Source organism: Marinobacter sp., from assembly GCF_048266785.1.
GTDB lineage: Bacteria > Pseudomonadota > Gammaproteobacteria > Pseudomonadales > Oleiphilaceae > Marinobacter.
In genome coordinates, this window is record NZ_JBLWYX010000007.1 from 1 (window position 1) to 11987 (window position 11987).

General features: G+C 58.1%; 12 protein-coding genes. 1 reads left to right on the top strand and 11 read right to left on the bottom strand.

Going from position 1 to position 11987, the window contains the following annotated elements:
• The 6 genes from nuoG to ndhC form a co-directional block, all read right to left on the bottom strand.
• A partial coding sequence (gene nuoG / locus ACN0V1_RS11410) for an NADH-quinone oxidoreductase subunit NuoG (RefSeq protein ID WP_417545109.1) occupies window positions 1-2068 on the bottom strand: 2068 nt, incomplete at its 3' end.
• Entirely contained in the window at window positions 2068-3420 is a 1353-nt protein-coding gene (nuoF, locus tag ACN0V1_RS11415; protein WP_417545110.1) for an NADH-quinone oxidoreductase subunit NuoF, read from the bottom strand. The genes nuoG and nuoF, both read right to left, overlap by 1 nt.
• Window positions 3417-3944: an NADH-quinone oxidoreductase subunit NuoE gene (gene nuoE, locus ACN0V1_RS11420; protein ID WP_417545111.1), complete on the bottom strand. Its 528-nt coding sequence runs from the start codon at window positions 3942-3944 to the stop codon at window positions 3417-3419. Before nuoE ends, nuoF begins: the two co-directional genes overlap by 4 nt.
• A 2-nt stretch (window positions 3945-3946) precedes the next feature.
• Window positions 3947-5734, bottom strand: a complete 1788-nt coding sequence (gene nuoC, locus ACN0V1_RS11425; protein ID WP_417545112.1) for an NADH-quinone oxidoreductase subunit C/D — start codon at window positions 5732-5734, stop codon at window positions 3947-3949.
• A 91-nt stretch (window positions 5735-5825) separates the two neighbouring features.
• Complete coding sequence (locus tag ACN0V1_RS11430; RefSeq protein ID WP_417545113.1) at window positions 5826-6506, bottom strand: NADH-quinone oxidoreductase subunit B; 681 nt, start codon at window positions 6504-6506, stop codon at window positions 5826-5828.
• A complete protein-coding gene (ndhC, locus tag ACN0V1_RS11435) occupies window positions 6506-6919 on the bottom strand; it encodes an NADH-quinone oxidoreductase subunit A (protein WP_417545114.1) in 414 nt (137 codons plus the stop codon). Before ndhC ends, ACN0V1_RS11430 begins: the two co-directional genes overlap by 1 nt.
• Before the next feature lie 382 nt (window positions 6920-7301).
• Here ndhC and ACN0V1_RS11440 point away from each other — a divergent pair, with 382 nt between their 5' ends.
• Complete coding sequence (locus tag ACN0V1_RS11440; RefSeq protein WP_417545115.1) at window positions 7302-7916, top strand: HEAT repeat domain-containing protein; 615 nt, start codon at window positions 7302-7304, stop codon at window positions 7914-7916.
• Here the strand turns inward: ACN0V1_RS11440 and ACN0V1_RS11445 are convergent.
• The 5 genes from ACN0V1_RS11445 to ACN0V1_RS11465 form a co-directional block, all read right to left on the bottom strand.
• On the bottom strand, window positions 7906-8991 hold the full coding sequence (locus ACN0V1_RS11445) for a hypothetical protein (RefSeq protein ID WP_417545116.1): 1086 nt from the start codon (window positions 8989-8991) through the stop codon (window positions 7906-7908). The genes ACN0V1_RS11440 and ACN0V1_RS11445 overlap by 11 nt on opposite strands.
• Entirely contained in the window at window positions 8991-10067 is a 1077-nt protein-coding gene (locus ACN0V1_RS11450) for a hypothetical protein (protein ID WP_417545117.1), read from the bottom strand. The genes ACN0V1_RS11445 and ACN0V1_RS11450 overlap by 1 nt, the downstream gene beginning before the upstream one ends.
• Window positions 10064-10789, bottom strand: coding sequence for a hypothetical protein (locus ACN0V1_RS11455; RefSeq protein ID WP_417545118.1), 726 nt, complete (start codon window positions 10787-10789; stop codon window positions 10064-10066). The genes ACN0V1_RS11450 and ACN0V1_RS11455 overlap by 4 nt, the downstream gene beginning before the upstream one ends.
• A gap of 106 nt (window positions 10790-10895) precedes the next feature.
• Window positions 10896-11072 carry a hypothetical protein gene (locus ACN0V1_RS11460; RefSeq protein ID WP_417545119.1) on the bottom strand — a complete coding sequence of 59 codons (177 nt, stop codon included), beginning with the start codon at window positions 11070-11072 and terminating at the stop codon, window positions 10896-10898.
• A gap of 196 nt (window positions 11073-11268) precedes the next feature.
• Window positions 11269-11961 (bottom strand): TetR/AcrR family transcriptional regulator, encoded by a 693-nt coding sequence (locus tag ACN0V1_RS11465; RefSeq protein ID WP_417545120.1) that lies wholly within the window; start codon window positions 11959-11961, stop codon window positions 11269-11271.
• Window positions 11962-11987 lie beyond the last annotated feature (26 nt).

Below are 11987 nucleotides of genomic sequence, written 5' to 3' on the forward strand. Positions count from 1 at the left end.
CCAGTGCCGGATAATCCCGGACACAGGCCTCAGTGGCCTCATCCAGAGTGAGGGTGCTGTCCTCGTCCCCGGCAAGGCCGGCGCGCAGGGCGTGCAGCCAGCGCCAGCTTTCGTGAATGCGGCACTCCGGGCGTAAATAGCGCGGATCGAAAACCTGGAAGAAGCGCTGAGCGCGACCCTCCAGATTGACCAGGGTGCCATTCGCCTCGGCGAAGCTTGCTGCTGGCAGCCCCAGCAACGCCTGCTGCCAGGTACGAGTACGCTGATGATCCAGCACTACCAGAGTGGTCGCAGTATCCAGCGCTGCCTCGACGCGCGCCTCCGGCAACCGGGCGTACAAATCGTTTTCCAGCACCACGAGGGCGTCTGCGCGGCCTTCGACGATCTCATCCAGGGCCCACTCCAGCGAACGACCGCCCAGCATGGCAAGGCCGGTGCTGTTGGCTTCCTGGCGTACCAGCGTAAGGCCAGCGCGTTTGGTGCGCCGCGACAGCGCCCGGGCAATGCTGCCCGCCGCATCGAGCACCTGGGTGGATTGCAATGAGCCACCGCTGATCACCAGCGGCCTGTCTGCCGCCATCAGCTGTCTGGCCACCGTCTGCGCCGCGGCTATAAGGGTCGCATCAAGACCAGTGACCGCCGGTGAGTTCTCGTCGATGACATGGGCAATGGCGAAGCCAAGACGGGCGATATCGGCAGGCGCCAACCGCCAGCTGTCGGCACTGATTTCGTCGAGTTCGGTGGTGCTGGGATAGGCTATGTACAGTGGGTGGCGGCTGTCCTGGGCCAGGGTCTTGACAGCTTCGGCGTTCCACACTGGGATGCCGCGCTCCTGTGCCAAGGCATCACGCTGCGCCAGTACTGCCTGACGTACCGCAAGCGCCAGGCGCGCGGCGCTGTGCATCAGATCCTCGCCCAGCACCAATACCGCGTCGTGCGCTTCCACTTCGCGCAACGTGGGAATCGGCAGGCCGCAAGAGCCTTCCAGTTCCGCCATGCGCTCAAGACAGGCCAGCTCCCCGGCGACGATGCCGCTGGAGAAGTTGTCGCGTCCGACCAGTGCGATCAACTGATGATTGCTTTCCAGGCTGGCGCGTGGCGAACCAATGCAGATGACTCGTCGAGCACTGTGCAGCAGATCCACACCGCGGTTCAGCGCGGGGTCCACGTCCAAGACAACGGCCTCATCTGCACGCTCGCTGCGCCGGTCACTACGCCACTCTGGCTGACGCGGCCGGTCGGCACGATTGACGTAGCCGTAGCCGAAACGCCCCCGGTCGCACAGAAAGTAGCGATTGAGCTCACCGTGATAGCGGTTCTCGATGCGGCGAATCTCGCCGTAGCGCTCTCCCGGGCTGATGTTGCAGCCCTGAGCGCACTGATGGCAAACGCTGGGCGCGAACTGCATATCCCACTTGCGGACATAGTGATCAGAATGGGTCTGGTCAGTGAACACCCCGGTGGGACAGACCTCGGTCAGGTTGCCGGAAAACGGACTTTCCAGAACACCCTCCTGATGGCGCCCGAAATACAAGTTGTTGTTCATGCCGAAGACGCCAAGGTCAGTGCCTCCGGCGTAGTCATTGTAAAAGCGCACGCAGCGATAGCAGTTAATGCAACGGTTCATCTCGTGGGCGATGAAGGGCCCCAGATACTGATTGCGGTGGGTGCGTTTGCTAAAGCGATAGCGGCGCCGGTCGTGGCCGGTCATCACCGTCATGTCCTGCAGGTGGCAGTGCCCGCCCTCTTCGCAGACCGGGCAGTCGTGAGGATGATAGGTCATCAGCCACTCCACCACGCCCGCCCGAAACGCCTTGGCTTCCTCATCGTCGATGGAAATCCAGCTGTCGTCGGTGGACGGCGTCATACACGACATCACCAGCTTGCCCTCGGTATCGTCTTTGTCTTTGTACTGCTTCACTGCACATTGACGGCAAGCGCCGATGCTGCCCAGAGCGGGATGCCAGCAAAAGTAGGGAATATCGAGTCCCAGAGATAGACAGGCATGCAACAGGTTGTCCGCCCCGTCGACCTGATAGGCCTTGCCGTCCACGTGAATCGTTGCCATCAGCTCACCCCCTCGAGCGTTGAATACGCGATACCGGCCTCAAACTCCGTCCGGAAGTGCCGGATCGCCGACTCCAGCGGCATCGCCGCCCCAGGGGCGTGGGCACAGAAGGTCAGGCCTGGCCCCAGGTCTTGCGCGTGCTGCTCAAGGAGTTCGATATCGCCCGGCTTGCCCTCACCACGCTCCAGCGCCTGCAGCAGTTTCACCGTCCAGGGCAGGCCGTCGCGACAAGGGGTGCACCAGCCGCAGGACTCCCGCGCGAAGAACTGCTCCAGGTTACGCAGCAGCGACAGCAGGCTCTGACGCTGGCTTAGCACCGCTATCAGGCCAGTGCCCAGGCGACTGCCGTATTGATCAACAGTATCGAAGTCCAAGGCCAGCTCCAGATGCTCCGGCAGTAGAAAACCAGTGCTACCGCCGCCAGGCAGCCAGGCCTTGAGGCTGTGGCCCTGCCGCATGCCGCCAGCGCGCTCGAGAATCTCCCGGCCGCTGGTGCCGATAGGCAGTTCCCACAGCCCCGGGCGTTCGACCAGCCCGGAGACGCCATACAGCTTGGTGCCACCATCGTCGCTCAGCCCACCAGACAAGCCCTGATACCAGTCCGCACCATGCTGCATCACGCCTGGCACGTTGCACAGGGTCTCCACGTTGTTGACGACGGTGGGCTTGCCCCAAGCACCGGACTGGCCGGGAAACGGCGGCTTGGCCCGCGGATTAGCACGCTTGCCTTCCAGGGAGTTGATCAGCGCGGTTTCTTCCCCGCAGATATAGCGCCCGGCGCCAGTATGCAGGGCAATATCAAAATCGAAGCCACTGCCGGCGATGTCGCTCCCCAACAACCCCGCCTGCCGCGCCTCCTCGATGGCGAGAGCCACAGAGCGCGCCGCCTCGACGTATTCGCCGCGCAGGAAGATGTAGCCGCAACGGGAGCGGTTGGCATAGCCGGCGATAATCATGCCCTCAATCAACAGGTGCGGCTGTTGCTCCAGCAGCAGACGATCCTTGAAGGTACCCGGTTCCATTTCGTCAGCGTTGCAGATCAGGTAGCCGCGCGGTAAATGATCCCCCACCAGGGTCAGACTCCACTTGACCCCGGCGGAGAAGCCGCCGCCGCCCCGGCCACGCACATTGGCCTGCTTCATGGTATCAATCACGTTATCAGGCGTGCACTGCTTGAGGGTGTGCGTTGCGCCCTGATAGCCCTCCTTCGCACAATATTCCTCGAACCCGACCCGCGCGCCGTCCTCGCGCAGTCGCCAGGTGAGTGGGTGAGTGTCGGCGCGGCGTTCATCGGCACTCTGGTGCAGCTGGCAGTGATAGCGCAGTCGTGAATCCTGGGGTATCGCCTTCATGGATAGGCCTCCAGAAGTTCATCCAGATCGCCCGCCGTGACAGGGCCAAAAGTATCGTCGTCAATCATCAGAGCAGGGCCGCGATCGCAGGCCCCCAGACAGCACACCGGCAACAGAGTAAAACGTCCGTCCTCGGTGGTCTGGCCAAAGCGGATGCCGAGCCGTTCGCGCAAGGCCATGCTCAATTCCTCATAGCCAGTGAGAAAGCAGGAGCTGCTGTCGCACAGCAGGATCACATGACGCCCTACCGGCTGACGAAAGATCAGGCTGTAGAAGGTCGCCACGCCCTCCACCTCTCCTGCACCGATGCCCAGCGTCTTGGCGATGGCGGCAATCGCCCCGTCGGGAACCCAGCCGTGGCGCCGCTGCACGATTTTTAGCGCTTCGATGCAGGCCGCCTGGGGCTGCTCGTAATGATCACGCTGAGTGAGCATGGCGCGCCGGTCGTCCTCGTGAAGTACGAAGCCGTCGCTATCCGTAGCGATGGGCGTGGCGGTAGCGGAAGAGAAAAGAGTGTCAGACATAGTTAGCGGTCCACGTCGGCCATGACGAAATCGATACTGCCCAAGTGCGCGATCAGATCCGGCAAGAAGCCGCCACGCACCAGCTCGGGAATCTGCTGCAGATGCGGAAAGCTCGGTGTGCGAATACGCGTACGATAGCTCATAGCGCTGCCGTCACTGGTCAGGTAGTAGCTGTTGATACCTTTGGTGGCCTCGATCATCTGCAGCGATTCGTTGGCAGACAGCACCGGCCCCCAGGACACCTGCAAAAAATGGGTAATCAGGGTTTCAATATGCTCGAGCATACGCTCCCGGGGCGGCGGCGTGGTCAGCGGATGATCCGCCTTGTAGTCCCCTGCGGGCATGTGATTGATACACTGCTGGAGGATTCTCACGCTCTGACGCATCTCCTCGATGCGCAGCTGGCCGCGGTCGAAGGCGTCGCCGTTGTGGGCCAGCGGTATCTCGAAGTCAAAGTTCTCGTAGCCGGAGTAGGGGCGCTGCTTGCGCAGGTCGAAGTCACAGCCGGTGGCGCGCAGGTTGGGGCCGGTGACGCCCCAGGCCAGGGCGTTGGCGGTATCGAAGGCCGCAATGTGTTTGGTGCGATCACGAACCAGAGAATTTTCCATCATCGCCCGTTCGTATTCCTTAAGCCGGGCGGGCATCCAGTTGACGAAACCCTGCATGAGCTTGTCCCAGCCTTTCGGCAGATCCTGCATCACGCCACCGATGCGATACCAGGCCGGGTGCATACGAGAGCCGGTGATCGCCTCGATCACGTCGTAGCCTTTCTGTCGGTCGGTAAAAGCATAGAACACTGGCGACATGGCGCCGATATCCTGCAGATAGGTGCCCAGAAACAGCAAGTGGCTGGTAATGCGAAACAGCTCAGCCATCATCACTCGAATGGTCTGGGCGCGTTCTGTCACCTGTATGCCGGCGAGCTTCTCCACCGCCAGTACATAGGGCAGATTGTTCATTACGCCGCCCACGTAATCGATACGGTCGGTGTAGGGAATGAAGCTGTGCCAGGACTGGCGCTCGGCCATCTTTTCCGCACCGCGATGGTGATAGCCGATATCCGGCACACAGTCGATGACCTCTTCGCCGTCGAGCTGTAGCACGATGCGAAAGGCGCCGTGAGCGGAGGGGTGATTAGGCCCCAGATTGAGAAACATAAAGTCGGTGTTATCGCTTTGGCGTTGCATGCCCCAATCTTCAGGCTTGAACTGCAACGCTTCTTGCTCCCTCTCCTGGCTCTCCACGGTCATGCTGTAAGGGTCGACTTCCGTGGCTCTGGCATGGTGGTCCTTACGCAGCGGGTGGCCCTTCCACGTAGGTGGCATCAGAATACGAGACAGGTGGGGATGACCCTCAAAGCGAATGCCGAACATGTCCCAGACTTCGCGCTCGTACCAGTTGGCGTTGGGGTAGACAGGTATTACTGTGGGCAATGACAGATCGTGTTCAGAAAGCGCCACCTTAAGCATGATGTCGCGATTCCCCGAGACGGACAGCAGCTGATAGAACACAGTGAAGTCCGCCTCCGGCAGGCCGTGGCGTTGGCTGCGCAGGCGCTCATCAACGGCCGACAGATCAAACAGCATTTCGAACGGCTCGGGCAGCCGGCTCAGTGCAGTCAGCACCTCCACCAGTGCGTCCCGACTCACCCACAGCACGGGCATGCCGGTCAAAGTAGCCTGCTCACACAGTACCTGATCACCGAAGCGCTCACGTAGCAGCTCAATCAGTGAGCCGGCCCGTTGATCGAGAGCGGCTGTCGCATTGGTGTCGGGGTTAACAACGCTCATCTTGGCAGTGTCCCTTTCGCCCTGAAACGCTCTAAGAATGCCAGTCTGGAGCCTGCCTACAATCTTGCGAAGCCAAGGGCAGGCTCTAGGATTAAATGCTGTCCGGTGTGCGCAGCTCGGTCACCTGAATACGCCGATCGCGGTGCTTCTCGCGCTGGGACGGCATTTCGGCGCGGTACACGCCCTGATCGCCCACCACCCAGGACAGCGGTCGACGCTCTTCCTGAATCGAGTCCTGCAGCAGCTGCAACCCCTGTAGAAAGGCCTCGGGGCGAGGCGGACAGCCGGGCACATAGACATCCACCGGCAAAAACTTGTCAACCCCCTGCACCACCGAATAAATATCGTACATGCCACCCGAGTTGGCGCAGGAGCCCATGGAAATCACCCACTTGGGTTCGAGCATCTGGTCGTAGAGTTGCTGAATAATCGGCGCCATCTTCACGAAACAGGTGCCTGCAATAACCATGAAGTCTGCCTGCCGCGGAGACGCACGGATGACCTCGGCACCAAAACGCGCGATATCGTGGGGCGACGTAAACGCCGTGGTCATCTCCACATAACAGCAGGACAGCCCGAAGTTATACGGCCACAGGGAGTTTTTGCGCCCCCAATTGACTGCCGAGTGGAGTACCTCTTCAAGCTTGCCGGTGAACACACTGCGGTGCACCTGCTGCCTCATCGGATCGTCCACGCGCTGACGCTCACCTAAGGGATAGCGGGCGTTTTCTGCTGCCAGCGCATCTTCAACCCGAGTCAGGGTGTAGGTCATTACTTACCTCCTCGATGCAACCGGGCACTACCTTGCGGCGCCCAGTCCAGCGCACCGGCGCGGCGGTCATAAACCAGCCCGGCAAGTAGGATGAAGATGAACACCGCCGCACCCCAAAAGCCGTTCCAGCCCACCTCGCGCACCGACACGGCCCAGGCAAACAGGAACATGGCTTCGATATCGAAAATCACGAAAAGCATGGCGACGAGATAGAATTGGATGGAAAAACCTTGGCGTGCGCTACCGGTGCCAATGATGCCACTCTCGAAAGGCAGCGCCTTGCTCCGCCCCTGGCTGCGCCCGCCAAGCAGCGCGGACACGCCAAGCATGAAAGCACACAGGCCTATGACGGCTGCGATAAAAAGCCCAATGGCCCAGTACTCGGCTATTAACGCTACCCCATCCTGCTGCATAGTTGTCCTGATAATCACTTATGAGCATGTAGTCTTACTGAGCTCATTAATTTCGACTATTCCTAAACTTAGGAGACGGTTAGATTCCTGTCAAAGATCGGCTCGCTGCTGCGGGGCTAATGAACTTCACCTATGTCAACTCAGTAACCGGAACATTCTTCGGTACGGATGTTGTCTTCATTAACCTCAAGGTCCTCCAATGGCCTTGACCATCTCCGGCGGGCCAGACGGGACACTGATGGCACACAGGTAGTGCAACTGTTTGTTTGGCTGAACATGACCTAGACTTTCAAACAAGCGTGATCTCTTATGGGGTTGGAACCGCTTTATATGCTTTGCCGCTCTGGCCGAAGCGTATGTGCTGATAAATAAGGAGAACACAATGACAGGATTTGTTTCACTCAAGAAACCAATTGTCGCTGCGCTACTCTGCCTCTTGGTAGCGTCTTTTAATACCCATGCGCAGACAAGCGCCGCAGACATCATTGCCAAGGCCCGGGAGCGGGCCCGGAATATAGAAGAGTTTAAAGGCGTGTTGAACGATCCGGATCAGAACGTACGCCTGGCGGCCTTTGAGGTGATGGTAACCAATGGCGACCCTTTGATGCGGGAACTTGCCCTCGATACCGGATTCGCCAGCACGGACCAAGTGCTGCGGGCGCTCGCTTTCAAGTATGCCGTGCTGGGGCTGGAACAGATTATTCTGACGTTGGAGAAAGCGGATTCTGCCCCAAAAAACGTTCAGGAAAGAACGGACGCTTACCTGGAAAAATACGGCCAGAAGCTCGTGATAAATATTGATACAGGCGAGGTTGATCTAAATACCGGTTACTTTTCATATGGAAACAAGACTGGCAACATTAGCGGCACAGTCATGACATTCACTTACGGTAACTACATCGGCGACCTGCGACTTCAAGATGATAATTCGCTTGCCGGACATGTGAGTTTTGCAAACGGTAACTCACAATTCAAGGCGACCGCGCCTATTCGATGACCTGAAGCCGACCCAGCGCCACTGCATCCCCTGCGTCTTGGGAGCTGTAAATTTCAATCCGAAGCTTAAGTGCCCGGACCGGCAAAAAGTCGATCCGGGCCCTACCATCGTGATAGGTCAAGATTTCGGTAGCCACGGAGCGCCAAGCCGAACTGCCTGGCTTGATTGAAGTCAGAACCTGGACCTGTGCTGGTAAGAGCTTGGCATCCACCTCCGGGCTCGAGGTGAACTCAACCCCCCTAACTGCCCGGATACTCTGAGGTCCATCCAATTCAAGCACTGCGGGCCAGGCCGGGACATGGGCCGACCAGAAGCCATCGGTGCCTGGTTCGGTCAGCGTTGCTGTAGTATGTGATACGCCTGTTGAATCCACGTTCCACCCGCTTATTTTCCACATTCCAGAGCGTACTGCCGCTGGCTTCGTTTGAACAGTGCGAATCTCATGAAGACGAGCTTCCACTTTGTCGAGCAATGTATCCACTCGCATGACTTTGCCCACACCTGCGCGGGCATCAACCGAGAGCAGCATGCCTACCACCTGCCCGTTCACCATAAGAAGACTGCCACTATCGCCTCGCTGGATCCGTTCTGAATCCAGATTGGGGCGAATACGCAAGAATGTTTCCCCGTCATCATCCACAACGGTTACCGGCAGATGGCGAACGGTGCCATCACCATTGATTGTGCGCAGAGCCCCAAGGCCGCTGTTCCGCAGATGATGCTCCACTTGACGGCTGAGGCTGCCCAGAGTGCGGCCGCAGTCCTGAGCAAGATTGCCTTCCACCCGGACAATCGCGATGTCATCGCCAAGGTCAATAATCTCGGCTGTGTCGGCCCGCAGCCCGGCCCGGCCTTCACGAAGTAATGATAAGACCGTTCCCTGCTGAGCAACATGGTTTGGCATAATACCAAGACACCGACCGCCGCTATGCACCATCCACGCCTGACCGATTTCCTGTGCCAAAGCCTCATAAGAGCGAACTACAGACTGCTGTGCGGCCGCTGGGGACACCGCCAACAGCCCAGCAAAGAGCGCCGTAACAGTCCGGATTGCAACGCCGCCAAAATCGAACATCAGCCCCTCCAGAATTGCTGCCAGTGACGACGCAGCTCAACGCGCCTCCGTCGCCAGGAACTGGCCTCATGACAGATACCGGAGGTTTCTGAATAGATCGCCATCAAGGTCAATAATGAGAAAATCGCAACCGCCCAGGTCGTCACGGCGCTATGATGCATCAGTCGAGCGATCAGCCCCGGTGAGAAGGTGTACCCTGCATCGCCGAAGCGGATGATCCTGATCGCCTTGGCAGTCCCGAACGCGACCACGGTCATGGCTACGGGTTCGGTCAGTTCGGGCAAGAGATCGTAGTAAATGAACCCCTTTGTGACCTCAGAGCGATCGTTGGCTTCACGGTCCAGATCAATACGGTCGCCCGGCATTAATTCGGTGGAGGCGACCAAAGCCCGCCCGCCAACCGCTTCGTCCGAGTGCGTGTAAAGTTCGATGGAGCCTTTACGCAGCAGTGTGGATTCTCGCCAGGAGACGTCTTTCCCGATACTCCCCGACCCGGAGAAAGGCAGAACCATTCGGCCTGGCGGCGAATCCTCACCAGGCCGCGGAAATCTGAGTATAGCTTCAGTCCCGATCAGATCCGGATCACTCGATCCCGCAGTGATCAACGCAAGTTGGTCCAAATCTTTGCCTTGAGCGTTGATGTGGGCCAGCAACGCGCCGTCTTCCGCTGTATCCAGCCGTACGATGCTGCCTGACATGGGAAACCGCAGGGCCAGTTCGTGGGTTGTGTCGTTCAGATTGCCAAGGTTATAGCTTTCCCACCGTCGCCCCGGACAGGGACTGACTGCAGAATCAAGCGCTGGGTAGGGTGGCGGCTCAATACCTGCCCGTATACAAAGCTGCGCCCCGGCTATGCGCCAGAGTACTTGCTGATCCGGTGAGAGCATAAGCGTGACATGCTCAGTTTCCGCCTTGATCGAAAACGAAAAAGGCTTTGGCGAGAACAGCGCAAACAGGATCAAGCTGACCATCGCAATGACCAGAAACGGCCTTAGCCAGTGCAGGCCGGCAAGAGAGAGACTCCACGCGCCGCTGCAAAGCCCCCGAACCGCCCGTGATCGCTCCGACCAGCTCACGCTTCAGGGCCCAATTGCACCTCGACTTCGACGCTTCCTAATGGCCGGCCATACCGCTCGCGCTCGATGAGGATAACCTGGCGGCCCTGGTCGAGCTGACTGACAGGAACCGAGCACTGGTAGTCATAACTCGTTCGGCGGCCAGCCATGAATTCTGTGCAGCTTGCGCCGGACCCGTCCGGTGTCTGGTAAAAAACCGCTGTTGCGCCAAAACCGTTGATCAATAATTCCACAGAATCGAAGTTCTGGTCCCGCGCCGCAATGAGGTAAGTGTTCGAGCCCTGCTCGCAACTGCCTGGTGTGGTCTGAACTGCCAGATCACCTTGTTCATAACCAAGAATGAGATCTGGCTGTTTGGTTTCCTTATACGGGAGTTGTATGAGAGTGGCTGCATCAGTCTGAAGGGGAACGCTATAGCTATTGCGCGAGTAGTAGACCCCGTCCCGCGATTGCGTGGTCAGGCAGATCATTCTCGCAGTAGTCTGAAGAACCAGTCCGGCCAGGGTTGCTGGCCCTGACTGGGCGCCCGCCGCCGCTATGCCGACGATAACTGTGCCGCTGACGCTTACATCCTTCTGCACAGACTCGAAAAAATCATCACCTTCGCGGTTGGCCACCACGAGCGAGTCTGAATACGCCGGACTGATAGCGCTTGGACAGAGAGTTGCGCTCAGAAATAACCACATAAGCGCACGGCTTTTTTGTAAGTATTCTGGCTGCATCTGACTGCTGCTCCCCGTGAGTTCTATCGGAGCCCACTACCTCTGCTCAGCCCCATCAAAAATCCATTAGCGACTTCCCTGTGCACTTTATTGCATTTCGTTAATGCTATTTTAGACCAAGGCGAGGTGCCTGGAAATGGTAAAGCAGCAGATCGATTTTGATGGTGTGATTGCAGATGATGCCTCTGAACGGAGCTACAAAACCGGAGCACTGGAAGACGTTCAGGAGCTTCAAGTCAGACGATGCGTAAGATGCCTCCCAGGGGTAATCCTTTAATGCCATAACAACTCCGTACAATCAGGCAGTAGGGTGTAGGTAGTTCCCGCCCCCATATGCCACTTCGCCCCGGGCCTCCGCATGTGGTTTTCCCTGTTCGGTGGTCATCACCTGATCCCACTTTCCGCTGATGTAAGCGCTTTCACACAAGAATTTCGGATCTGCCAAACTAAATAGTCACCACGGTCCTCACGGGAGAAGATCAACGTTCCCAGAGCAAATAGCTTTCAACTACATCTCTGACGAATACAGCGTAGCCATCGACCGCAACGCCTTGATCACGATACTTACGGCGTTTCAGATACCAGTCTTGCAGTAAGGCCTTAATCATCGAGGAAACCAAACGGGCATTTTTGGCTCCGTACACCCCCATTTTGATACCATCTTCAATGACGCCCATGAAGATCTCTTCAATTTCAAGTTCAATCGCAATGGCATCTCGTTTTTCCTGAGCAGGCAGGCTCTTCGCTTCCATATAGGAAAAATAGAACCAGGCACGCATTTGCTCGCTCAAGTACAAATGCGCCTTGATCGCCGCAAATAGTCGGTCACGTGTACCCTCAACCTGGCTCGTGTAATGCAGGAGGGTACGGCGCGTGATAATGAACCCGTGGCTCTGTATCAAATGAATAAGATCGTCCTTGTTACGAATGTAAGCATATAGCCCACCCATACTCATCCCGGAGTCCGCACACAGATCCCGCAAGGTCATCGCGTGAAAACCCTTGGAATTAGCCAACCGGAGCGTTGACTCAATGATTCGTACCAGGCTCTTGACTGCAGTTGCCTCCTTTTTGATGCTGATACGGTCTTTGTTCTGACGGTAAACATCGCGGATCACACCCTCCTTTGACAGACTCAATTCGCCGCGGAATGCTTCATAGTTCTCAATCATGTGTGCTCCTACAGCCGCGGCCCCGT

What these genes read in the sequence shown, in the direction of transcription:
- nuoE (WP_417545111.1), bottom strand. Translation starts at nt 3,944, where the DNA reads ATGTCTGACACTCTTTTCTCTTCCGCTACCGCCACGCCCATCGCTACG.
- ACN0V1_RS11430 (WP_417545113.1), bottom strand. Translation starts at nt 6,506, where the DNA reads ATGACCTACACCCTGACTCGGGTTGAAGATGCGCTGGCAGCAGAAAAC.
- ACN0V1_RS11460 (WP_417545119.1), bottom strand. Translation starts at nt 11,072, where the DNA reads ATGGCATTAAAGGATTACCCCTGGGAGGCATCTTACGCATCGTCTGAC.
- ACN0V1_RS11440 (WP_417545115.1), top strand. Translation starts at nt 7,302, where the DNA reads ATGACAGGATTTGTTTCACTCAAGAAACCAATTGTCGCTGCGCTACTC.
- ACN0V1_RS11465 (WP_417545120.1), bottom strand. Translation starts at nt 11,961, where the DNA reads ATGATTGAGAACTATGAAGCATTCCGCGGCGAATTGAGTCTGTCAAAG.
- ndhC (WP_417545114.1), bottom strand. Translation starts at nt 6,919, where the DNA reads ATGCAGCAGGATGGGGTAGCGTTAATAGCCGAGTACTGGGCCATTGGG.
- nuoC (WP_417545112.1), bottom strand. Translation starts at nt 5,734, where the DNA reads ATGAGCGTTGTTAACCCCGACACCAATGCGACAGCCGCTCTCGATCAA.
- nuoF (WP_417545110.1), bottom strand. Translation starts at nt 3,420, where the DNA reads ATGAAGGCGATACCCCAGGATTCACGACTGCGCTATCACTGCCAGCTG.
- ACN0V1_RS11445 (WP_417545116.1), bottom strand. Translation starts at nt 8,991, where the DNA reads ATGTTCGATTTTGGCGGCGTTGCAATCCGGACTGTTACGGCGCTCTTT.
- ACN0V1_RS11455 (WP_417545118.1), bottom strand. Translation starts at nt 10,789, where the DNA reads ATGCAGCCAGAATACTTACAAAAAAGCCGTGCGCTTATGTGGTTATTT.